Raw genomic sequence first — 22,002 nt, forward strand, 5'->3', positions numbered from 1 at the left:
GGCGGGACCGACGAAGGAGAGCGTTCCCATGCGCCGAACCGTCCTCACCGCCCTGGCCCTCGCGGGCACCGCCGTACTCCTGGGCACCGGGCCCGCGTTCGCGAGCCAGACGGCGACCCCGAGCCCGGCCCCGACGGCCGCCGCGCCCACCCCCGCGCCCGAGGAGAGCGCCGAGCCGACCCGCGCGCCGGCCGACGCCACCCCGGTCCCGGCCGACGAGCCGACCCGGGCCCCGGCCGAGGACCAGGTCGCCGTCGTCCCGAGCGGCGCGCCCGACACCGGCGTGACGGCCGCGTCCCAGGCCTCCGACTCCGGCGTCGGCGGTACGGCGGTCGGCGCGGGCGCCGCCGCGGTGCTCGCCCTGGGCGGCGGTACGGTCCTCGTCGTGCGGCGTCGCCGGGCGACCGGGGCATGACCCCGTTCTCCAGGCGCGCGTTCACGACGGCGGCGCTCGCGTCGCTGCTCACGGCATGCGGAGGCCAGGGGACGCGTCGGACGACGCCGGACTCCTCAACCACCGCGGCACAGCCGCAGTCTTCCCCTCGGCCGGTCCCGGCCGAGGGGGCGCGCCCCGTGGCCCGTTCGGTCCCGGTCCGGCTGCTGGTCCCGGCCATCGGTGTCGACACCCCGGTCATCCGGCTGGGCCTGGCCCCGGACGGCACGGTGCGGGTACCGCCGGTCACCGCGGACGACCGGGCGGGCTGGTACCGGCACTCGCCGACGCCGGGCCAGAGAGGCCCGTCGGTGATCCTCGGGCACGTCTCGGTCGGCGCGTACGGCGACGGCGTCTTCCGTCACCTCGCCCGGCTGCACCGCGGCGACCGGATCGTGGCGCGCCTGGAGAACGGCACGGCGGCGGAGTTCGCCGTCACGGCGGTACGGACCGTCCCCAGAACCCGCTTCCCGGTGGACGACGTCTACGGGAACGTGGACCGCCCGGAGCTGCGGCTGATCACGTGCGGCGGAGCGCGAACCGGCGACGGATACGCGGACAACGTGATCGTGTTCGCCGCGCTGAGCGGCTCCGAGGCCCCCACCCCTGGAGAGCGTTGAAACGGACCCGCGAGAAGGCCGCGTCCGAGCTGTTCGCCGCCCTCTACCCGCGCCTGGCCGGCTGGTGCCGCCGGCTCGTCGACGACGACGAGACGGCCCACGAGATCGCCTCGGAGGCGTTCACCCGGCTCTGGGCCCGCTGGACGTCCGTGGCGGAACCCCGCGGATTCCTCTACGTCACCGCGGCCAACCTCGTCCGGGACCACTGGCGCAAACTGGAGCGCGAGCGCAGGGCCATGCACCGCGTCACCTCGGAAGCCGCCGTACGGCCCCACCCCGAGCAGGCCGACCCGTCGGTGCGCCTGCTCGTCCAGTCGCTCCCGGAACGACTCCGCGTCCCGATCCTCCTCCACTACTACGCTGACATGCCGATCCGGGAGGTGTCCGTGCTGACCGGGCGCAAGGAAGGAACCGTCAAGGCCGACCTGCACGCGGCCCGGGAACTGCTCCGCGTCCACCTGAGGAGAAGCCTTGACCACACGCCTTGACGACGATCCGGACGACCGGGAGTTCGGCCCCGAGGACCCGCTCGCCGTGATCCTGCGGCCCTCCTCCCCCGACTACCTGGGCGCACCGCCCGGCCAGTACGAGGCGGTCCGCCGCAGGGCGACCCGCCGGCGCGTTCTGCGCGCCGCGGCCGGAGCGGGCCTGTGCTGCGCTGCGGCCGCCCTCATCGCCCTCCCCCTGCGCCTGACAGCCCCGGAGCCCTCCCGCTCCCCGACGATCCCGGTGGCCCCGCCCCCCGCGAGCACGGCGCCTCCCACCCCGGCACCGACTCCCTCGCCATCGGCGGCTTCGCCTTCGCCTTCATCGGCGTCTCCCTCCGAGGCCCCGGCGCCCGCCACGACCCGCCCCCGCGCGGACGGCCCGGGCGGCGCGCCCGGCCCGACGGCCGTGCCCCGCGCCCCGTCGGCCGCGCCGACCTCGGCACGGCCGGTCCCGTCGGCGACCGGGCCGGACGCGGATCAGAGGTCGGCCACCAGGAGCCGGTAGCCCACATCGACGGTGTCGAGCGCGAGCAGTTCGGCGTGCCGGGCGTGCCAGCGGCCGCTCGTCCCCAGGACGTCCGCGATGTCGTCGCCGAGCGCGGCGTGGATCCGCGCGGCGATCCGCGGGTCGGGCCGCCGTGTCCGGGCGTAGGTCGCGCCGAGGATGTCATAGGTCGCCATACGGGTCAGCCTGCCCAGCGTCGTGCCCCTGCCGTCGTACCCGCGCCGCCACCTCGCTCCTTTCGGTCTCCCACCAGGGGCGCACCAGTTCGGGAGCCGGGTCCGGCTCGAATTCCGTTGCGGCAGGGGTGAGTTCGGCGTCGAGTCGGCGGTCCAGTGCCGCCGTCTGGGCGCGCTCGGCGCGGATCCACTGGGCGAGGATCGTCAGCAGGAAGGGCAGGGCGGCCAGTTCGGCGATGCCGAGCATGGCGCCGCCGCCGATCTGCTGGTCGTGGTGGACGTCGGAGGACCAGGGCGGCGCGTGGTGCAGGTACCAGGCGCCCGCGATGAGGGTGCCGTGCGTCATGACGACCAGCCCGGGGAGGGCGTCGACGATGCCGTCCAGGAAGACCAGGGCCGCCCGGACGGGGTGGGTGCACCAGGCGGGCAGCGCCTGTTCGCGGGTGAGCACCGGCAGGACGAACAGGCAGCCGGCCGCCAGCAGATGGAGATACATCAGCTCGTGCAGCCACCCCACGCGCAGCGCGGTGGCGAAGTACGGCGTGAAGTAGACGGTCAGTTCCGTGGTCAGCACCAGGACCGTGCTGACGAGGGGGAACGTCAGTGTCCTGACCAGCCGGCCGCTCATGACCCGCCGCAGGCGGCCCGCACCGCCCTCCGGCAGCGCCTCGGCCGCGAGCCGCAGCGGGTCGCCGAGGGCGAGGCCCAGTGGCGCGAGCAGATCGAGGGTGACGTTCTGCACGGCGGCGGGCCAGAACAGTTCACGGTCGTAGACGGCCAGTCCGGACATCGTGGCCACGACGATCGCGCCCAACCCGAGCCCGACGAACGCGGCAAGGCGCGCGAGCGGCCAGGAGCCGCCCCGGTCGCGGACTCGCGCGACACCCCAGCCGTAGAGCCCGCCCAGGGCGACGACGAGCAGCAGCGCGGGAGCATCCAGCTGCCAGGAGCCCAGCAGCCGCCCGGCGGTCAGCTCCGGCAGGTACACGGCCGACAGTTCACTCACGGGCGGACGGTAGCCGTCGAAGTTAAGAGAGCGGGCGGCTTCCCGTTCACGAGTATGAATGAGAATCATGTACACGTCTATTGACGCGTCCACGGCAAGCTCTTACGTTCCCAGAAAGCGCTTACTCCAGCCAGCCCCATGCGTCCGCTCTCACCCTGGAGACGAAGATGCACCTGAGACCAGTGATCGCGTCCGTCGGCCTCCTGGCCGGCAGCCTCGTCGCGCTGTCCGGGACCACGGCACAGGCGGCGACCACCCGGTACGAGGCCGAGACGTCACCGGCCGTCTGCGCCGGCGCCATCGAATCGAACTGGGCCGGATACTCCGGCAGCGGCTTCTGCAACGGCGACAACGCAACCGGCGGTTACGCGCAGTTCACCGTCACCGCGCCCGCCGCCGGCACGGCGACCCTGAAGGTCCGCTTCGCCAACGGCACGACCTCCCCACGCGCCGCGAACATCGTGGTCAACGGCACGACCGCCACCACGGCGTCCTTCGAGGGCACAGGTGCCTGGAACACCTGGGCGACCAAGACACTCACCGTGCCGCTGCGGTCGGGCAGCAACACCGTCCGGCTGGCCCCGACCACCTCCGGCGGCCTGCCCAACATCGACCACCTCGACGTCGAGACGGGCGACAGCAACCCCCAGCCCACCGGCCCGGTCCTCTATGTGTCGCCGAACGGCACCGACAGCGCGGCCGGCACCGAGCCGAACCCGACGACCCTCACCTCCGCGATCAGCCGCATCTCCGCCGGCGGCACGATCTACGTGCGCGGCGGGACCTACCGCCACTCCCAGACGGTCACCATCCCGGCGGGCCGGAACGGCACCTCCGGCGACCGCACCGAACTGTTCGCCTACCCGGGCGAGACCCCCGTACTGAACTTCTCCGCCCAGAGCGAGGACCCGGCCAACCGCGGCCTCGCCGTCAACGCGTCGTACTGGCACGTCAAGGGCATCGTCGTCGAACGGGCCGGTGACAACGGCATCTTCATCGGCGGCAGCAACAACGTCATCGAGCGCACGGTGACCCGCTTCAACCGCGACTCGGGGCTCCAGCTCTCGCGGGCGCTCTCCAGCACGCCCAAGGACCAGTGGCCGTCCAACAACCTCATCCTCAGCGCGGAATCACACGACAACGTCGACTCCGACGGCGAGGACGCCGACGGCTTCGCCCCGAAGCTCACCGTCGGACCCGGCAACGTCTTCCGCTACACCGTGGCCCACAACAACATCGACGACGGCTACGACCTCTATACCAAGACGGACACCGGCCCCATCGGCGCCGTGACCATCGAGGACTCCCTCGCCTACGACAACGGCACCCTCAGCGACGGCTCCCAGGCCGGCAACGGCGACCGCAACGGCTACAAGCTCGGCGGCGACGACATCGGCGTCAACCACATCGTCCGGCGCAGCATCGCCTACGAGAACGGCAAGCACGGGTTCACCTACAACAGCAACACCGGCGCGATGCAGGTCTCGGACAACGTGAGCATCGGCAACGAGCAACGCAACTTCAACTTCGACTCGGGCAGCACGTCGGTGTTCCGGAACAACACCTCGTGCGACAGCGGGTCGAACGACCGGATCATCGGCGGCTCCGACGGCTCGAACCAGTTCTGGTCCGGCTCGAACGGCTCCCGCTGCTCCTCCTACGCCGGGGCCCTGCGCTGGTCGTTCGCCTCGGACGGGCGGCTCGTCGTGACGTTCGGGGGCAGCCGGTAGCCTGGCCGTATGGCATGCACCGGCATTCCGCACTGCTTCCTCTGACACCGCGGTGAGGACGGCGACGTGACTCGGTCACGTCGCCGTCCTCGGCGTGCCCGCCGTCCGCGGGCGCCGACGACTCTCCGTTCACCGCCTGCATCCAGCTCGGCGCGGCGCTCTTGCCCCGCTGAGCTGTCGAGGAGCATTCATGCCGACCACTCCTACGGGAACCGGCCGACGTCGCCCGTCCGACCGGCTGCTGACCGTCCTGACCTGCCCCCTGTGTACGTCGGGCCTGGAGCGCGCCGACGGTGCGCTGCGGTGCGCCGACCGGCACACCTTCGACATCGCCCGCCACGGATACGTCAGTCTGCTGACCGGCCACCGGCGCGCCGCGAGCGCCGACTCGGCCGACATGGTCAGGTGCCGCAGCTCGTTCCTCCGGGCCGGGCACTACGACCCGCTCGCCCGTACCCTCGCGAGGCTCGCCACGGAACTCGCCCCGCCCGACGCCGTCGTGCTGGACGCCGGGGCGGGCACCGGTCACTACCTCGCATCGGTCCTGGACGCGCTCCCCGGGGCCATGGGGCTCGGGCTGGACAGTTCCGCGCACGCCCTGCGCGCCGCGGCCCGCGCGCACGCCCGCGGTGAGGCCGCCGGGTGGGACGTCTGGCAGCCGTGGCCCGTCCGGTCCGGCTGCGCCCATCTCGTGCTCAACGTCTTCGCGCCCCGCAACGGGCCGGAGTTCCACCGTGTCCTCCGGCCGGACGGCGCCCTGCTCGTCGTCACACCCAGCGACCGGCACCTGCGCGAACTGCGCCGGTCCGTGGGGCTGCTGGCGGTCGACCCCAGGAAGGAGGAACGCCTGCGCCGGACCCTGGCGGACCGCTTCCGGCACGAGCGCGCCGAGTCGCTGGAGTACACCATGAGCCTCACCGCCGAGGACGTCGCCGGTCTGGTGGCCATGAGCCCGGCCGCGCGTCACGTCGATGAGGCGGAACTGCGGCATCGTGTCGGGGAGTTGGCGGTGCCGGTGCGGGTGACCGCCTCGTTCGTCGCGTCGGTGTACCGGCCGCTGGGGCATTAGGGCCTGTCGTTTGGATCAGGTCGCAGGGAACCGACAGCGCTGATCAGCGCCGGTGAGCGGGGTCCGGTGCGTGCGGCTGCAAGGCGGAGGAGGGCGTCGACGCGATGGGGGCACCGCCCGCGCGAGCGAAGCCGAGCGTGGGGGAGTCGGCAACCGACGACAACGCCGCAGATGCGCGTACCAGACCCCGCGTCTGCGGCGTGATCCAAACGACAGGCTCTAGGGGGCAATCCCGAGCCCAGGTCGGTCAGGCGTCGGGCCGTGCCGTCTCGTCCATGCGCTGCTGCTGTGCCGTGGTGAGCGTGCGGATCATGAGGGCGGCGGTCCCGGCCGCCGCCACGATCACGGCGTCGGCGGCGAGCAGGGGCAGGACGCCCGTGTAGGCGCGGGCGATGATCTCGTCCGTGGAGTCGGCGTAGATGAGGCCCACGCCACCGGCCAGACCGGCCAGCCACAGGCCCCACCACCAGTTCACGACGGCCGGCAGCCGCCGGTCGGGGAAGACGGACCGGTGGGCGTCCGCGACGATGCCCCGGGGTATCCACAGGTTCACGACGGGGATGATCCAGCCCAGGAAGAGCCAGAGGTATCCGTACCGCGGTTCCGCGCCCGAGAGGGCACGGGCGTTGTCGCGGACGCGGTCCAGCCAGAGCAGGAACGCGAGCGCGCAGAGCAGCGTGACGGCGCCGCCCATGGAGCTGACCTGGTGGTAGGAGTCCTCGAGGGCGGTCAGCGGGCGGTGTTGGCCGCCTCCCTGGTCCGGCGGGCCGGAGGCCGGCTGCCCGGTCACGGCGAGCCGGACGTGCCAGACCGCCCGGGCCGTCCAGGCCAGCGCGGCGAGGGCTAGCAGGGCGATGGCGCGGCGGGCCGCGCCACGGACCGGGCGAAGGGCGGGGCCCGGGGTGGGGTCCTTGCCGGTGACGGGTGTTTCCTGATCGCTCACCCGGTCATCCTGTCGTATCGCTCACCCGTTCGTGTCCCCAGGCCCACCGCGCGGCCCCGCTCGTCCCACCGCACCTCGAGGACGTGGTCGACGGCGTCCCGGTCGAGGGGGCCGTACACGTGCGGGAACAGGGTGTCCTCGTGGACCCCGGGCGGCGGGGCGGGGGCCGCCGCCTCCCACTCCACCCGCGCGGTGAGGCGGGCCTCGTCGAGGGCGAGCACCAGCAGGGGCCGGGGCGCGTCCCGGTAGAAGGCGTTGACGACGGCGAGCGTGGTCGGCTCGTCCGGTGAGCAGTGCACGAAGCCCTCCTCGGCGAGGGAGGCGGGCGCGTACGGCCCGTCGGGGGCGGCGTGCCAGTCGGTGAGCGGTATGGAGTGGTAGATCATGGCCCCGTTATAAGCCACCGGGGCGCCGGGGCCTCCAGAGCCCGGGCCCTCTAGAGCCCCAGGGCGGTGACGGTCCGGGCGGTGGCTTCGGCGATCAGGGCGTCCGAGGGTTCGGCGTCGTAGCCGGGCCGGTCGGTCATGACGGCCAGGACGAGCGGCTCGGTGCGGGGCGGGCGGACGATCGCGATGTCGTTGGCCCTGCCGTAGTTGCCGGTGCCGGTCTTGTCGGCCACCTGCCAGCCCTTGGGGAGTCCGGCCCCGATGCGGCGGGCGCCGACCGTGGTGGCGTTGTGCGAGAGCCAGTCCGTCAGCAGGGCGCGTTCACCGGCGGGCAGGGCGGTGCCCAGGAGCAGCTTGCGGAAGTCGGTGGCGATGGCGCGGGGGGTGGTGGTGTCGCTGGGGTCCTCCGGTCGTACGTCGTGCAGTTCGGGTTCGTAGTGGTCCATGCGGCTGACGGTGTCGCCGAGTCCGCGCAGATAGGCGGTGAGCTTCGCCGGGCCGCCGAGGTCGCGCATCAGCAGGTTGCCGGCCGTGCCGTCGCTGTAGCGGACGGCGGCGTCGCAGAGCTGGCGGAGGGTCATGCCGGTCGCGACGTGCCGTCCGGTGATCGGCGTGGTGGACTCGAGGTCGGCCCGCGTGTAGGTGACGCGCCGGTCCAGGCCGTCGAGGGAGCGGTGGTGCAGGACCGCCGCCGCAGCCAGGGCCTTGAAGGTCGAGCAGAACGCGAAGCGCTCGTCGGCGCGGTGGACCGCCGTGGCGCCGGTGCCGGTCGCGAGGGCGTAGACGCCGACGCGGGCGCCGTACTCGCGCTCCAGGTCCGCCAGGCGCGGTCGGTGGACGGGTGGGGCGGGTGCGCGGCGGCTCGGCTCCGGGGCGGGCCGGGTGGTCGTGGTGGCTCGGTCGGCGTGGTCGGTGTCCCGGCCGGCCGTGCCACAGCCGGCGAGGGGAAGTAACGCCGCGGCGGCCAGGAAGGCGCGGCGGGACGAGGCGGGCCCGTCGACGGACATGCGTGGTGCTCCTCTCATTCGGAGGCTCCCTTCACCAGGGCCCTCCCGTTCACTCGGAGTCGCCGGGGGCGGCGGCCAGCAGGTCGCGGACGACCGGCCCGGCGGAGCCGCCGCCGGTGACGCCCTCCTCGACGACGCAGGCGACGGCGACGTTGCCGCGGTGCGCGACGAGCCAGCCGTTGTTGTCCTGGTCGTCGGAGACCTCGGCGGTGCCGGTCTTGGCGCCGATCTCGCCGGGCAGGTCGGACAGGACGCGCGCGGTGCCGTCGGTGACGGTGGCGCGCAGCATCTCGCGCAGCTGGGCGACGACGCCCCGCGGCAGCGGGGTCGTGCGGGTCGTGTCCTCGTTCCCCTCGGCGTTCCCCTCGGTGAGCGAGGGCTGGTGGAAGGTGCCGGAGACGGCCGTCGCGGTGACGGACGCCATGATCAGCGGGTTGGCCTGCACACGGCCCTGCCCGATCATCGAGGCGGCCTTCTCCGTCTCGTCCTTCGGCACCGGCACCGACCCGTCGTACGAGGGCGCCCCGACGTGCCATTCCTGGCCCACGCCGAAGTACTCGCGGGCCACCTCACCCAGCTCCCCGTCGTCGAGCCGGTCGCGCAGGCTGATGAACGCGGTGTTGCACGACTCGGTGAAGTCCTTGCGGAAGGTGGCGCCCGGGTGCTCGGACAGCTCCACGTTCTGGAACCGCTTGCCCACCGTGAGGTGCTTGGGGCAGTCCACCACGTCGTCCGGTGCGACGGCGTCCTTGAGCAGCAGGGCGCTGCTGGTGACGATCTTCCAGGTGGAGCCGGGCGCATAGGTGCCGGACAGCGCGCGGTTGAAGCCGGACGACGGGGAGTTCGCCACGGCGAGGATCTCGCCGTCGTCGATCCGCAGGGCGACGAGCGCGGCGTTCTTGCCGTCGGCGTGGGCGGCCAGGGCCTTCTCTGCGGCGGCCTGCCAGCCGGCGTCGAGGGTCGTGCGGACCGGGCCCTCGTCCCGGACCGTCCGCGCACCGAACCTGGCCTCCGTGCGCTCGACCTTCCCGGTGGCCCGGTCGACCAACTGGATCGCCCCGCGCGGGCCGGTACCCTCGCCGCTCCCGCCGAGCTGCGCCATGACCGGCCCCAGGGAGGGGAACTCCGCCCCCGACAGGGCCGTGCCCTCCCGGTCGGTGACCTCGGGGGGCTTCGTCTCCTCGCGTTCGAGGCGGAACTTCTCGCCGTCGCTCAGGCGCGGGTGGACGAGGGACAGCGTCCAGTCCACCTTCCAGCTGCCGTCGCTCTGCTCGCGCAGCGGCAGCTTCGACTCGTAGGTCCAGGTGCCCAGGCCCTCGACGGGCATCCGGGCGGTGAACGGGACGGTGACCGTGCCGTCCTCGGCCTCGGCCGCCGGCTCGGCCGTGAGCTTCGGTCCGCTGATGTCGAGGCCGGTGGTGAAGCTGTCCAGCACCCGTTGTGCCGTGCCGGGACTGGTCGTGCGGCCGGCCGCGCTCGGCAGCCGACCGGCGGCCCAGTCGGCGAGGAACGCGCGGGCCTGTTTCCCGGCCGCGGGGTCGGGCCCGGTGTCCCGCTCGAAGGGGCCGAGCCCTGCCGCGTACGCCCCGCCCGCGGCGACGGCCAGCACCACCGCGCCCGCGGTGACGGCCCGCACAGCCGTCCGGCGCGGCCTGCGGCCCCCGGTGATGACGCTGGTGTGGTCGTGGTGATCCATGCGCCGAGAACAGCAGCGGCCCTGGCACCTTGTCCAAGACCGGTATCGATCTCGGATCAATACCAAACGGATATGCTTCCTGTTCGTGGACCTGGTGCGGCACTTGGAGTGCTTCGTGGCTGTTGCAGAAGAGTCACACTTCGGCCGTGCCGCGGCTCGTCTGGGCATGGCCCAGCCGCCGCTCTCGCAGCGCATCCAGCGCCTGGAGCGGCACCTGGGCGTCCGGCTCTTCGAACGCACCAGCCGACAGGTGGCCCTCACCGAGCCCGGGGCGCTGCTGCTGGCGGAGGCCCGGCAGGTGCTCGCCCGCTCCGAGGCGTTCATGGCCACCGCGCGCCGCATCAGGGACGGCGAGACCGGCCTGCTGCGTGCCGCGCTGCCGCCGGACCTCTCCGGGGAGACCGTCGCCGCGCTGCTGGCGGGCTTCACCGGCACGGGCGCGAGCGGCCTGGAGCTGGAGCTGCACGAGCTGTCCACCGGCCAGCAACTGGAGCGGTTCGCCGCGCACGAGCTGGACGTCGGGCTGATCCACCACCCCTGCGACGTCTCCGGGCTCGAACTGGGCCCGGTGCTGCGGCGCGAACTGGGCGTGCTCCTGCCACGCGACGCGGCGGCCGGGCTCGACGAGGTACCGCTCGCCTCCCTCACCGGCCGGGACCTGATCCTCTTCCCCCGCGCCGGTGCCCCCGCGGTCTACGACGACCTCCTGACCACCTGCGCCCGCAACGGCTACACCCCACCCGCCGTACGCCACGCCCTGGGCGCCAGCTTCGTACGCGGACTGGTGCTGTCCACGGAGGCCGTGGCCTTCAGCCCGCGGGACACGCACGGGCACGCGAAAGAGGACGCGGACCCGGAAGGGGGCGTCGTATGGCGGCCCCTCACCGGCGCGCCGCTGGCCCTGCGGCACTCCGTGGCCTGGCCCGCGGGGCGCGGGGACGCCGCCGTGTCCGCGTTCGCCGAGGCCGCCGCGCACGCGCTGCGCAGCACCGCCGGCGCGACACCCGACCTGCCCTCCCGCCCGCTGCACCTGCGCCCGGCATCGGAGTACTGGCTGTGACCGACGCCCTCGCCCGCATCCACGAGGCCTTCGCCGACGCCGGGGTCACCGGCCGGCTGCACGCCGTCGACATCGACAGCGGTGCGCAGCTCGACGCCGGGGCGGACCAGCCGGTCTGCACCGCCAGCGTCCACAAGCTCTGTCTGCTCGTCACGCTCCACGAGCAGGCCGCGGCGGGGACCCTGGACCTCGCCGAGCAGATCGAGTGCCCGCCGCAGGGCCGCACCGCCGGCCCGACGGGACTCGCCGCCATGCTCGACGGCGCCCGGCTGTCCCTGCGCGACCTCGCCTATCTGATGATGTCCGTCAGCGACAACGCCGCCGCCGACCTGCTGCTGGCACACGTCGGTCTCGACGCCGTCAACCGCACCACGGCCCGCCTCGGTCTCACCCGCACGTACGCCGTCCACACCTTCGGCGAACTCCTCGCCACCATCAAGGAGGACGCCGGTCCCGGCGGCGCACGGTCGCTGGCCGACCCGCACGTCGTCGCCCGGCTGCGGGCGCTCGACCCGGCCCGCACCAACCACAGCACCCCGCGCGACATGACGCGTCTGCTCTCCGCCGTCTGGCGCGACGAGGCGTGCACACCCGAGCACGGCGCGGCCATCCGCCGGATCCTCGGGCTCCAGGTGTGGCCGCACCGGCTGGCGTCCGGCTTCCCCTTCGACGACGTGCATGTAGCGGGCAAGACGGGCAGCCTGCCGACCGTGCGCAACGAGGTCGGCGTCGTCGAGTACCCCGACGGAGGCCGCTACGCCGTCGCCGTCTTCACGCGCACGGCCCGCACCTCCGCGCTCCTGCCCGCCGCCGACGCCGTCATCGGCACGGCGGCCCGCCTGGCCGTGGACGCACTGCGCGCCCCCCAGTAGATCCCGGGGCCGCCGCCGCGCCGGCTCGCTGGTCAGAGCTGGAACTCGGCGGGAGACACCCCCAACGCCGCGCAGGCCTCGCGCAGGACCGTCGCCTCCGCCTGGGAGAAGTGGCCGTCGGCGCCGGCGATGACCATGCCGGTCTGGATCACCGCCCGGGCCTCGGTGGGCTTCTTGGCGGCCTTGGCGATCTCCTGCATGGCCTCGGCCTTGCCGTGCTGGAAGTTCATCGTCAGCTGGTCGACATGCTTGTTGAAACGCTGCCGCAGCTGCTCCGGCGGGAAGTTCTGCAGCACGTCGTTGCTGAGGATCATCGACTCGACCTGCTGCCGCTCGGCCGGATCCACCTGCCCGTCGGCCGCCGCGACCAGGGCACACATCGCCATGCTCGCGTCCCGGTACGCGCCGCTCTTCAACTCGTTCTTCAGCGACCCGAGCTGCGTTTTGAACAGACCGACCAACTGGGCCTTGCTGCCACCGCCGGACCTCGTCCCGCCGTGCCCACCGGTCGCACCGTGCCCACCGGCCGCGCCGCGCCCGCCCTGAGCCTGCTGGAGAGCCTTGGCCTGGTCCTTGAGCTTGTCCCACATTGCCATTGAGTCACCTCGGTATTAGTCGGAGTCATCTCGCGAACCCGCTCCCGCGCGCTCACCGGATCAACGCCCGGTCCCTGGGCAAAGGTTCCGCAAAACACACCCTCTCTCACCTCCTGTCCCCTCGTGCGGCGCGGGTCGCGATCAGCGGTCCGGCGACGCACGCGGCGGCCAGCAGGATGCCGAAGGCGACGGTGAGGGCCGTGGTGTAACCGTGGACGGAGGCCTCGGCCGGGGTGGTGCGGCCCGCTGATGCCACGTAGGACGCCGTGGCACTGGCCGCCACGGTGTTGAGCAGCGCGGTGCCGAGTGCGGCTCCCAGTTGCTGGGAGGCGTTGTAGGCGGCCGACGCGGCTCCGATGTCGCGCAGCGGTACGTCCGCGGTGGCCAGGCCGGCCGTCGGGGGCAGGACGCAGCCGAGCCCGAGCCCGGTGAGGACCAGGGCGGGTGCCAGGTACAGCGGCAGGACGTCCGTACTCCGCGCTGTCAGGCCGGTCAGGATGAGCACTCCGGCGGCCGCGGCGACCAGACCCGGCACGATCAGCGCCGCGGGCGCGACGCGTCCGTGCAGCTTCCCGGCGATGAGGGTGGAGCCGAGCAGGGCGGCCAGGGCGTTGACGATCAGGACCAGGCCCACCCGGACCGGCGAATAGCCGAGGACGGTCTGGGTGTAGTAGCTCATGAAGAGGTAGTAGCCGAACATCGCGACGAACATCAGGGTGATCGACAGCAGCGCCCCCGCCCGGGCGCGGTGCAGCAGCACCCGCATCGGCAGCAGCGGGTGAGGGGCGCGGAACTCGACCACGGCGAACGCGGCCAGCAGGAGGACACCAGCGGCGAGCAGCGTGAGCACCTTCGCCGAACCCCAGCCGTACGGTTCGGCTTCGTTGAAGGCGTACACCACAGTGGCGAAGCCCGCGGCGCTGAGCAGCGCGCCCGCGACGTCGAGCCGTCCCTCGCCGCGGAGCGGGCGGTCCGCCGGCACGAATGCCGTGCCGAGCGCGGCGAGCAGCGCGACCGGGACGTTGACGTACAGGCACCACCGCCAGCCCGCGTACTCGGTCAGCAGCCCGCCCGCGATCAGTCCGACGGCCGATCCGGCGGCACCGACGGCGGCGAACACGCCGAACGCCCGGCCGCGTTCGCGTGGCTCGGTGAACGTCGTGGTCAGCAGCGAAAGCCCCGCGGGCGCGAGCACGGCTGCGAAGACGCCTTGTAAGGCCCGGGCCGCGAAGAGCGTCTCCGGGTTCCCGGCGGCCCCGCCGAGCGCGGAGGCGACGGCGAAGCCGGCCAGGCCGATGACGAACGTACGCCGGTGGCCGAGGGCGCTGCTGACTCTGCCGCCGATCAGCAGCAGCCCGCCGAAGGCGAGGGCGTATGCGGTGACCACCCACTGCCGGCTGCCGTCGGACATGCCGAGCGCGCTCTGCGCGGAGGGCAGTGCGATGTTGACGATGGTCCCGTCCAGGACCACGAGGAGCTGGGCCGCGCTCACGGCCGAGAGCGTCCACCACCCTCGTGTCCTGGGGGCGGATTCGATGACTCGGGTATCCATGACTTCAATCGTTTCGTTGAAGGGACCCCGGAGACTTCTCCCGGCCGTCGTGACCGGTCCCCGCGGCAATTGGGGGCCGACGTACGGCGAACCCTCAAGTCCGCGGTGGAAACGGCGACTGCCCGCACCCGGCGATCGGGGGCGGGCAGTCGTGGTGAAGCGTTGTCAGGCCCGGTCGCGGGAGCGGAGCTTCAGGCGCGGGGCGAGGCGGAACGCCACGAAGCCCGCCGTGGCCAGGGCCGCGGCTGCCCCGAGGAGGAGGCCGATGCCGCCGGCGCCGGTCGAGGCGAGGCTGCCGTTGTCGAGGTTCGTCGACGTGCCGCCCGTGGTCGAGGAACCGGTGCCGCCGGTCGTGCCCGAGGTGCTCGTGCTGGGCGACGGGCTCGGGTCGGCCGAGGGGCTCGGGTCGGTCGTGGGGCTCGGGGAGTGCGAGGGCCCGTCACCGTCGACGACCTCGACCGCGAACTGGGTCATGGCGTCGCCGACCGACGCGGCGACGGTGTACGTGCCCGTGCCCTCACCGGCGGTCAGGGTCGGGGCCGTGGCCTTGCCCGATGCGTCGGTCTTGACGCGGACGACCTGCTCGCCGTCCTCGAATCGGGGGGCGTCGTCGCTGTCGTCCTCGACCCGGAACTCGACCTCCGTGCCGGCCGGCGCCGTGGTGCCCGACTTGGCCACGCGGGCCTGGAGGGCCTCCTCGAAGTCCTCGCCCTGTTCGGCCTGCTGGTCGTCACCGCCCGCGACGCTCACGGTGTAGGACGACTTCTTCACCTTCACGGTGAAGACCGTCGAGGCACCGTCGACCTCCGCGCGGACAGCGAACTCGCCGTCCTTGCGGATGCCCGCCCGGAGCGGCGCGGACTGGGCGCGGCCCCGTGCGTCGGTCGGCACGGCCAGCTTGGTGGTGTCGGCGTCGTCCTTGACGAAGAAGAAGGCGCCGAGCTTGTCCGGGTCCTCGACCGTGAAGGTGACGGAGGCGTTCTCGACCGGGTTGCCGGCCTTGTCCCGGGCCACCACGGCCACCGGGTCCGCGTCGCCGCCCGGCGGGACGGTCTGGCCGGCTCCGGAGGCCTGGGTCAGCTCCGCGATCGCGGAGGTCTTCCACTGGAAGACGATCCGCCCGTGGCCGGAGCGGCCGGAGTTGCGGCCGCCCTCGGCGATGCCGCCGCGCACCGGCTCGTCGGAAGCCTGCCAGAAGGGGTCGGACTTGGCCGGGGCCTCGAGGCGGTTGCCGCTGAGCAGCCGGGCGCCGGTCACCCGACCCGGGTCGACGTAGCTGCTGCCGCCCGCGCCGCTGCCGACCACGCCCCCGGCTTCGTCCGTGCCGCCGCCACCGCCACCCGCGTAGCCGGCGCCGCCGCCTCCGCCTTCGCCGCCCGAACCGGAACCGCCCGCACCGCCCTTGCCGCCCCCGGACGCGTCGGCGCCCGAGGAACCGTTGCCGCCGCCCGCGCCACCGGTGGGACCGGCCGCGCCCTTGCCGCCGCGCTCCGACTCGGTGCCGTCCTGGCCGCGCTCGCCGCCACCGGGACCGCCCTGGCCGGGCTCCTTGCTGCCGTACCCACCGCCGCCGCCACCGGCGGCGATGAGCAGCGGCTTGCCGTCGCCGGCGCGGACGCCGCTGCTGTTGCCGCCGGCCGCGGCATGCTTGCCGCCGCCCGCGCCCCCGAGCGCGTCACCGAAGCGCTGGACGCCGACCGCGAGCGACAGCCGCTCCCCGGGCGTGACGCTGAGCGTGCCCGCGGTGTAGCCGCCCGCGCCGCCGTTGGCGGAGGGGGTGCCCTCGCCGCCCTGGCCCCATGCCCGCACGTCCAGCGCCGTGACGCCGGCCGGGACCTGGAACTCCTCGCGGGCGCCCGTCGGGTCGAACAGCCGACAGCCGGAGAATCCCTCCGCCGGCGTGCAGGTCTTCCCGGCGAGGGCCGCGCTGCCGGCGGCCGTGGCGGCCGGCGTGCCCGTCAGGGCGGTGCCGGCGGTCAACGCCACGAAGGTCAGGGCGGCGGCGCCGCGCCGGAATCTGGCGCGGCGCAGCACGACGGAATCGTGATGCATCAAGGAAACTCCCCAACTTGTCACAAGCTCCCCCCCAGGGAGCCATGAAATGATCGACCAGAATCGAACAAGGCTAGTGGGACAGCCGATCAAACTTGAGGCCCTTGGTCAACTGAGAATGGTCGATTCCGGACAACCGCTTGCTCAGCCCGCCACGGCCGTCCGGGCTCGCGAGACCGGCCCCGGGAGCGGACCCGGAGTCGGCCGGGCAGAGGGCGCGGACGACGTACCCGTGGAGGGCGTCGTCGATCGCGTGCGGCTGCGGGAGGCCGTTGTCGTCGAGGCTCTGGTACTTCATCAGGTTCTGCGCGAGAGCCACCTGGCGCTTGCCGTCCCGGCTGGACAGCGCGGTCATGCCGGCGCCGAACACCGCGCCGTCGTGGCCCCAGAAGCGGCCGCAGCCGGGCAGGTCCAGCGAGTAGATGCCGAGGCCGTAGTCGAAGCCGCTCACCGGGACCGTGCGCGTCATCTCGTCCAGGGAGGCCTTGCCGATCAGCTTCCCGCCGAGCAGGGCGCGGTAGAAGCGGTTCAGGTCGTCGGTGGTGGAGACGACCGCTCCCGCCGTGTAGGCCCAGGACATGTCGTAGACGCTGTAGTCGCGCGGCGGGTCGATCAGGCCGAAGAACGACTCGTACATCCGCGGGTGCGGGCCCTTGATGTACGGGGTGCGCGGGAAGGACGTGTGGCGCAGCCCGGCCCGGTCGATGACGTTGCGGGTGATGTGCTTCTCGGCGTCCTGGCCGGTGACCTTCTCCAGGAGCAGCCCGGCGATGACGTAGTTGGTGTTGGAGTACGAACCGGGCAGCTCGCCCGGGCGTCCGGTGGCGGGGGCCGCGAGGCCCAGCCGGACGAGTTCCCCGGGACGGATGGAGCGGAAGCGCTCCTCGTCGAGGCTGGCGGTCGAGCCCTCGACGAGGGAGGGGAAGGCACCCACGACGTAGTCGCCGATATGGCTGGTGTGGTTCAGGAGCATACGGACGGTGATCTGCCGGCCGCGTTCCCCGGGCATGAGGTCGGGGAGGTAGTCGCCGACGGGTGCGTCGAGCCGGACGCGGCCGCGCTCCACCTGCTGGAGCAGGGCGACGGAGGTGAAGGTCTTGCTGATGCTGCCCACCCGGTGCCGCATGCCCGGGGTGACCGGGCGTCCGGTCTCCACGTCGGCGACGCCGGAGGCGCCGGCCCACCGCTCGCCGCCGTCTCTGACGGACGAGAAGACGCCGTACATGCCCGCCTCGTGGATGGCGTCCAGCGAGTCGCGCAGGGCGGTTCTGTCGAGCGACGTGCGGTCCACGGGCCCCGCGGGCGGCGCTGCCGGGCCGGCGTGCGCGGGTGCGGTCAGCACGGCGGTCGTCAGCAACGTGGTGCCCAGGGCGGTTCCGAGAAGCCTGGCGATACGCAACGGCTTTCCCCTTCCTCGGTGTTCGAAAAGGTCGGGGTCATCGTCACGGGAAGCGGATGCTCCTTACATCCACCCAGGGGATGATCGTTTATCGGCCGGTCGATGGCAGAAATGACCACAACCGCCTTTGTTCTCAATGGACTTCACGTGCCGGTCGGCCGTGAGGGCGTTCGTGTCGCACGAGGCGAGGAGCTGGGCACCGACCAGGGCCGCCACGGCCAGGGCGGCGACCCGGGTGAGGTGCGTGTTCGACTGCGCTCGCGGGCTCCGGCGTCCGGTGTCAAGCCACATGCGCGGTGTCTCCTTCGGTGGGTGCCGGCCGGTCTCGCCGGAACCACACGGCCAGCACCAGCGGATAGACGAGGTAGCCGAAGCGGGTGGCCGGCATCAGGCACATGGCCAGGGCCAGTCCGAGGGCCACGCGGTCCGCCGCGGCGACGACCGTGCGCGGCGGGCGGGCCAGGAGCCAGACCGCCATCCCGACGGCGGTCGCCGCCAGCGCCGCCACCGCGATGGCGCGGCCCCCGGGCACATGGGTGGCGAGCAGGTGACCGGGCAGCGGACTGGTCGCCGGCGATCCGGCGCCGGCCGCGCCGAGCGGGAACAGCACCACGTGTTCGACGAAAGCGTGCGGATCGACCAGGGCGAACGGCACGACGCCGGCCGCCGCCACCGCCAGGGCGGTCACCGCGGCGCGCACGGCGGCCCGGCGCCCCGCCATCACCGCGAGCAGCACCAGCGCGACGGGCAGCAGCGGCCAGGCGGTCCACTTCAGCGCCGCCGCGGCTCCCATCGCCGCCCCCGCGCCGACGGCCCCGCCACGCCGCCCCGCCAGGGCCAGCCCCAGACACATCAGGCCGATCACCGGCAGATCGACCCCACCCACCGCCAACGCCAGAGCGACGGCCGGACAACCGGCCAGCAGCAGCGCGGGGTTGGCCGGAGCGGCCGGGCTCGTAGGTGCGGCGGCAGGGACCCCGGGGCTCCGACGCGCGGTCGGCAGCGCGGGCTCGGCCTCGCCCGCCGGGCCCCGGCGGGCGACGGCGACGCCCCCGCGCACCCAGCCGCCCCCGGAACGGGCCGCCGCTGCCAGCGCTCCCAGGAACACCGCCGCGAACCACAGCCGGGCGTCCGTGAGCGGGGTGTCGCCCAGCAGGGCGTGGGGAAGGCCGAGGAGGGCCATGCCGGGCAGGTACGGGTTGAAGTCGTCCACGAGCGACGGGTGCGGGGCGTAGGGGCTGCCGGTGGCGAGCAGCAGGTCGCCGGAGTGCTCGACGACGCCGACCTCCGGCTGTGCCGTGCCCAGCACCATCAGCACCGCCAGCGGCAACAGCACCGAGCCCGCGACCGCCGCGAGCGCGCTCGCCCGGCCCCAGGCGTACCGGCTGCGGCCGGCCAGGACGGCCGCCACCGCGTAGCCGACGGCCGCGCACCCGCCCCACACCCGGTGGGCGGGCAGCGTCGTCACCGCGGCCAGCGCGAGTGCGAGCACGGCCGATCCAGCCCAGTAGAGGCCGTCCCAGCGCGCTCCGCGCGGGGTCCGTCGCAGGCCGTCCCGGTGACGGAGCGCGCGTGGGGCGGGGTCCACCGGCGCGCTCGACGCGGACTGGAACTGAAGGGCCATGGCCGTACTCCTGGGACAGGGCGGAGGGACGGGCCCTCACCTCTGTCACGGTTCGAGGGCCGACCCTCAATCTCCTGCCGGGACGGCTCCCGCCACCTCGGCCGAACGGCCACCGTTCGCGACCGCGCGAGCCACCCCCTCGGCCGAACGGCGGACCCGGACCCGGAGTTCGCCGTGCATCCCCGCCGCGTCGGGGAGTTCTCCGTCCCGTCCGACTCATTGACGCCACACACGTCCCAGCCCTACGGTCTGGCCGAATTGCCGAACTGCGTTCGCAATATCGAACACGCTGCGCTCCGTATCCCCGACGGAAGGCCGAGCCGCCATGACCACTCCCCGCAGAACCCCCGACAGACCCTCACGCCGCCATGTCCTCGGCATGGCCGCGGCCGTACCGCTCGCTCTGACCGCCGATCTGGCCCTGGGCGCAGGTCCGGCCGGCGCGGCGACGGGCCCGGCGTTCGTGATGGCCTACTTCACCGAGTCCCCGAACGGCCTCGGCACCGACTACGGCCTGCACCTGGCCGTCAGCCTCGACGGCCTGGAGTGGACGCCGCTCAACCAGAACAAGCCGGTCGTCACCCCCACCCAGGGCGCCGGCGGCCTGCGCGACCCGTTCGTGCTGCGCAAGCAGGACGGCACCTTCGCCGTGCTGGCCACCGACCTGAAGGGCACCGACTGGAGCTACAACAGCCAGTACATCCACGTCTGGGACTCCGCCGACCTGCGCTCCCTCACCGGCTACCGCAGGCTCAAGCTGCACGACATGACCACGCACAGCTGGGCTCCGGAGGCCTTCTGGGACGCCGCACGCGGCCAGTACGGGATCGTCTACTCGTCGGTCAACGCGAGCGGCCACAACGTGCTGATGGTCAACTACACGACCGACTTCCGCACGGTCTCCGCGCCGCAGGTCTTCTTCGACCCGGGCTACGACGTGATCGACGGCAGCTTCGCCCTCGGCGTCGGCGGCACGAACTACATGTACTTCAAGGACAGCTCGAAGCAGACCCTGGTCGGCGCGCGATCCGCCACCCTCGCCCCGGGCAGCTGGCAGCGCTTCAGCACGCCGGCGGCCCACGGCGGCACCGAGGCACCGATCCTGGTCAAGTCGTCGTCGTCGAACACCTGGTACCTCTGGGGCGACACCTACACGCCCAACGGCGTCTTCTACGCCTGGCAGACCACCGACCTGGCCTCCGGCACCTGGACACCGGTCGACCAGCGCCGCTACACCCAGCCGGTGAACTCCAAGCACGGCAGCATCGCGGCGCTCACGGGCACGCAGTACGACAACCTCCTCGCCCACTGGGGAGCCCCGGCCTGGAACCGGCTGAAGTCGTACAACCACCCCGACCGCTACGTCCGCCACGCCGGTTTCGCCGGCCGGATCGACCCCTACCCCTTCGACCCGTACACCGACGCCCAGTGGAAGCTCGTCCCCGGCCTCGCCGCCGCGTCCGGGGTGTCGTTCCAGTCGGTCAACTACCCGGACCGGTACCTGCGGCACTACAGCTACGCGCTGCGGCTGGACGTCAACGACGGCACGTCGGCGTTCGCCGAGGACGCCACGTTCCACAAGGTCGCCGGGCTCGCGGACTCGGCCTGGACGTCGTTCCGTTCGCACAACCACCCGACGCGCTACATCCGCCACTCCGACTACGCCCTGCGCATCGACCCCGTCTCCACCGCCACGGACCGGGCGGACGCGACGTTCCGGATCGGCTACTGACCCGCCGCCGGGGGCGGGAAGGCCGGGCCGGGCTCCCGAGCGGCACACGCGGGGACGCGACGGCCCGGCCCGGCCTTCCACTGCCCGCAATCTGCCACCCGGCGCCCCGCTCCGCCTCCCGGGGAGGCCCGAACGAGGACGGCGGGGCGAGCCTGCGATGATGCGGCCCATGTCGACCCTCGCCACCATCGCGGTGCTGGCTCTCGCCGCCCTCCACGCCTACATCCTGGTGCTGGAGATGTTCCTGTGGACCACTCCGCGGGCCCGTGCCGCCTTCGGCACCAGCGCCGAGTTCGCGGCCGGGACGAAGGCCCTGGCCGCCAACCAGGGCCTCTACAACGGCTTCCTCGCCGCGGGCCTGCTCTGGGGCGCGGTGGCGTCCGACCCGGTGGGCTTCCAGGTCTCGGTGTTCTTCCTGGTGTGCGTGGCGGTCGCGGGGGTGTACGGCGCGGCCACCGCCAGCCGGAAGATCCTCTTCGTCCAGACCGTCCCGGCGCTGATCGCCCTGGTCCTGGTGCTGCTCGCGCACTGAACGGCAGGGGCCCCCGGGTGTCACTCGCCCTGTGTGACGGCCCGCTCCATGAGCCGGACCGCCTCCGCCTCCGTCGTAGCCGGCGGCACCACCAGCAGGTCCCAGCGGCCCCGGCCGGGCGCGAGCAGGCAGACGGTGTCCGGGGTGGTCGGCGAATCCCTGTGGCCCACGTGGACCTCCTGTCCGGCGACGTCCAGGTGCTCCGGGCAGTCGACCCAGGTGTCCCCGTGGACCAGGACGCTGCTGATCCGGCCCCAGGAGCGCGGCAGCACGGCCAGCAGCCCGGGCAGTTCCGCGGCCAGGTCGTACGACCGGGGCCACCACGCCCCGTCGATACGGCGGGCCGTGCGGCCGAGGCGCGGCTGGACCGCGAGCCTCAGCCGGACCTCGGAGGGTGCCGGGAGGGGCGGTGGGTGCGAGGAGGCGGACGTCATCAGGGCTCCTGCTGCGAACGGGGGGCGTGGCCGGAAAGACCGTCGGCCACCGGTTGCGGCATTCCCCCGGGTCCTTCCACCCTACCCCGC

Annotated in this window: 22 protein-coding genes; 10 read left to right on the plus strand and 12 right to left on the minus strand. The window is 73.3% G+C overall.

The genetic code is table 11. From position 1 onward, the window contains the following. The first annotated feature begins 28 nt into the window (after window positions 1-28). From ACZ6TU_RS07010 to ACZ6TU_RS07025, 4 genes are read left to right on the plus strand one after another with little or no spacing between them, the layout of a single operon-like run. Complete coding sequence (locus ACZ6TU_RS07010; protein ID WP_467679139.1) at window positions 29-415, plus strand: sortase-dependent protein; 387 nt, start codon at window positions 29-31, stop codon at window positions 413-415. Continuing rightward, window positions 412-1,053: a class F sortase gene (locus ACZ6TU_RS07015; RefSeq protein ID WP_467679141.1), complete on the plus strand. Its 642-nt coding sequence runs from the start codon at window positions 412-414 to the stop codon at window positions 1,051-1,053. Before ACZ6TU_RS07010 ends, ACZ6TU_RS07015 begins: the two co-directional genes overlap by 4 nt. Beyond that, complete coding sequence (locus tag ACZ6TU_RS07020) at window positions 1,050-1,541, plus strand: RNA polymerase sigma factor (protein ID WP_467679143.1); 492 nt, start codon at window positions 1,050-1,052, stop codon at window positions 1,539-1,541. Before ACZ6TU_RS07015 ends, ACZ6TU_RS07020 begins: the two co-directional genes overlap by 4 nt. Beyond that, on the plus strand, window positions 1,525-2,046 hold the full coding sequence (locus ACZ6TU_RS07025; RefSeq protein WP_469547206.1) for a hypothetical protein: 522 nt from the start codon (window positions 1,525-1,527) through the stop codon (window positions 2,044-2,046). Before ACZ6TU_RS07020 ends, ACZ6TU_RS07025 begins: the two co-directional genes overlap by 17 nt. Here the strand turns inward: ACZ6TU_RS07025 and ACZ6TU_RS07030 are convergent. Together ACZ6TU_RS07030 and ACZ6TU_RS07035 are read right to left on the minus strand one after the other, a co-directional pair. Continuing rightward, window positions 2,019-2,222 carry a hypothetical protein gene (locus tag ACZ6TU_RS07030; RefSeq protein WP_467679146.1) on the minus strand — a complete coding sequence of 68 codons (204 nt, stop codon included), beginning with the start codon at window positions 2,220-2,222 and terminating at the stop codon, window positions 2,019-2,021. The genes ACZ6TU_RS07025 and ACZ6TU_RS07030 overlap by 28 nt on opposite strands. Beyond that, window positions 2,209-3,228, minus strand: coding sequence for a cytochrome c oxidase assembly protein (locus ACZ6TU_RS07035; protein WP_469547208.1), 1,020 nt, complete (start codon window positions 3,226-3,228; stop codon window positions 2,209-2,211). The genes ACZ6TU_RS07030 and ACZ6TU_RS07035 overlap by 14 nt, the downstream gene beginning before the upstream one ends. A 167-nt stretch (window positions 3,229-3,395) precedes the next feature. On the opposite strand from ACZ6TU_RS07035, the gene ACZ6TU_RS07040 reads away from it, so the two are divergent. Continuing rightward, the gene (locus tag ACZ6TU_RS07040) at window positions 3,396-4,958 is read left to right on the plus strand and encodes a carbohydrate-binding protein (protein ID WP_469547210.1); all 1,563 of its coding nucleotides are present in this window, start codon (window positions 3,396-3,398) and stop codon (window positions 4,956-4,958) included. Between the two features lie 190 nt (window positions 4,959-5,148). Then, window positions 5,149-6,027 carry a putative RNA methyltransferase gene (locus ACZ6TU_RS07045; protein WP_467679150.1) on the plus strand — a complete coding sequence of 293 codons (879 nt, stop codon included), beginning with the start codon at window positions 5,149-5,151 and terminating at the stop codon, window positions 6,025-6,027. A 247-nt stretch (window positions 6,028-6,274) separates the two neighbouring features. On the opposite strand, the gene ACZ6TU_RS07050 is transcribed toward ACZ6TU_RS07045, so the two are convergent. The 4 genes from ACZ6TU_RS07050 to ACZ6TU_RS07065 are packed head-to-tail and all read right to left on the minus strand — an operon-like array spanning window position 6,275 to window position 10,059. Beyond that, complete coding sequence (locus tag ACZ6TU_RS07050) at window positions 6,275-6,970, minus strand: DUF4328 domain-containing protein (protein WP_469547212.1); 696 nt, start codon at window positions 6,968-6,970, stop codon at window positions 6,275-6,277. Further along, window positions 6,967-7,356, minus strand: coding sequence for a DUF952 domain-containing protein (locus tag ACZ6TU_RS07055; protein WP_467679153.1), 390 nt, complete (start codon window positions 7,354-7,356; stop codon window positions 6,967-6,969). Before ACZ6TU_RS07055 ends, ACZ6TU_RS07050 begins: the two co-directional genes overlap by 4 nt. Window positions 7,357-7,406: 50 nt before the next feature. Beyond that, a complete protein-coding gene (gene bla, locus ACZ6TU_RS07060) occupies window positions 7,407-8,363 on the minus strand; it encodes a class A beta-lactamase (protein ID WP_469547214.1) in 957 nt (318 codons plus the stop codon). Window positions 8,364-8,412: 49 nt separating this feature from the next. Then, window positions 8,413-10,059 carry a penicillin-binding transpeptidase domain-containing protein gene (locus tag ACZ6TU_RS07065; protein ID WP_469547216.1) on the minus strand — a complete coding sequence of 549 codons (1,647 nt, stop codon included), beginning with the start codon at window positions 10,057-10,059 and terminating at the stop codon, window positions 8,413-8,415. An 85-nt stretch (window positions 10,060-10,144) separates the two neighbouring features. Here ACZ6TU_RS07065 and ACZ6TU_RS07070 point away from each other — a divergent pair, with 85 nt between their 5' ends. Both ACZ6TU_RS07070 and ACZ6TU_RS07075 read left to right on the plus strand, forming a co-directional pair. After that, window positions 10,145-11,119 carry a LysR family transcriptional regulator gene (locus ACZ6TU_RS07070; protein ID WP_469547218.1) on the plus strand — a complete coding sequence of 325 codons (975 nt, stop codon included), beginning with the start codon at window positions 10,145-10,147 and terminating at the stop codon, window positions 11,117-11,119. Further along, window positions 11,116-11,991, plus strand: a complete 876-nt coding sequence (locus ACZ6TU_RS07075) for a serine hydrolase (protein ID WP_467679159.1) — start codon at window positions 11,116-11,118, stop codon at window positions 11,989-11,991. Before ACZ6TU_RS07070 ends, ACZ6TU_RS07075 begins: the two co-directional genes overlap by 4 nt. A gap of 32 nt (window positions 11,992-12,023) precedes the next feature. Here ACZ6TU_RS07075 and ACZ6TU_RS07080 read toward each other — a convergent pair whose 3' ends face one another. The 5 genes from ACZ6TU_RS07080 to ACZ6TU_RS07100 all read right to left on the minus strand — a co-directional run bounded on the left by ACZ6TU_RS07080 (window position 12,024) and on the right by ACZ6TU_RS07100 (window position 19,214). Beyond that, on the minus strand, window positions 12,024-12,587 hold the full coding sequence (locus tag ACZ6TU_RS07080) for a tellurite resistance TerB family protein (protein WP_467679161.1): 564 nt from the start codon (window positions 12,585-12,587) through the stop codon (window positions 12,024-12,026). Between the two features lie 106 nt (window positions 12,588-12,693). Beyond that, the gene (locus tag ACZ6TU_RS07085; protein ID WP_469547221.1) at window positions 12,694-14,139 is read right to left on the minus strand and encodes an MFS transporter; all 1,446 of its coding nucleotides are present in this window, start codon (window positions 14,137-14,139) and stop codon (window positions 12,694-12,696) included. A gap of 165 nt (window positions 14,140-14,304) precedes the next feature. Continuing rightward, on the minus strand, window positions 14,305-16,191 hold the full coding sequence (locus ACZ6TU_RS07090; protein ID WP_469547223.1) for a hypothetical protein: 1,887 nt from the start codon (window positions 16,189-16,191) through the stop codon (window positions 14,305-14,307). A gap of 73 nt (window positions 16,192-16,264) precedes the next feature. After that, window positions 16,265-17,590 (minus strand): serine hydrolase domain-containing protein, encoded by a 1,326-nt coding sequence (locus ACZ6TU_RS07095; RefSeq protein WP_469547225.1) that lies wholly within the window; start codon window positions 17,588-17,590, stop codon window positions 16,265-16,267. Window positions 17,591-17,870: 280 nt separating this feature from the next. Then, window positions 17,871-19,214, minus strand: a complete 1,344-nt coding sequence (locus ACZ6TU_RS07100) for a glycosyltransferase 87 family protein (protein WP_469547227.1) — start codon at window positions 19,212-19,214, stop codon at window positions 17,871-17,873. Between the two features lie 325 nt (window positions 19,215-19,539). On the opposite strand from ACZ6TU_RS07100, the gene ACZ6TU_RS07105 reads away from it, so the two are divergent. Continuing rightward, window positions 19,540-20,946 (plus strand): glycoside hydrolase family 43 protein, encoded by a 1,407-nt coding sequence (locus ACZ6TU_RS07105; protein WP_467679170.1) that lies wholly within the window; start codon window positions 19,540-19,542, stop codon window positions 20,944-20,946. 169 nt (window positions 20,947-21,115) lie between these two features. Continuing rightward, entirely contained in the window at window positions 21,116-21,478 is a 363-nt protein-coding gene (locus tag ACZ6TU_RS07110; RefSeq protein ID WP_467679172.1) for a DUF1304 domain-containing protein, read from the plus strand. Window positions 21,479-21,498: 20 nt separating this feature from the next. Here the strand turns inward: ACZ6TU_RS07110 and ACZ6TU_RS07115 are convergent, their stop codons facing one another. Then, entirely contained in the window at window positions 21,499-21,912 is a 414-nt protein-coding gene (locus ACZ6TU_RS07115) for a DUF5994 family protein (protein WP_467679174.1), read from the minus strand. Window positions 21,913-22,002 lie beyond the last annotated feature (90 nt).

The sequence above is a fragment of the Streptomyces sp. NPDC052064 genome (assembly GCF_055585925.1).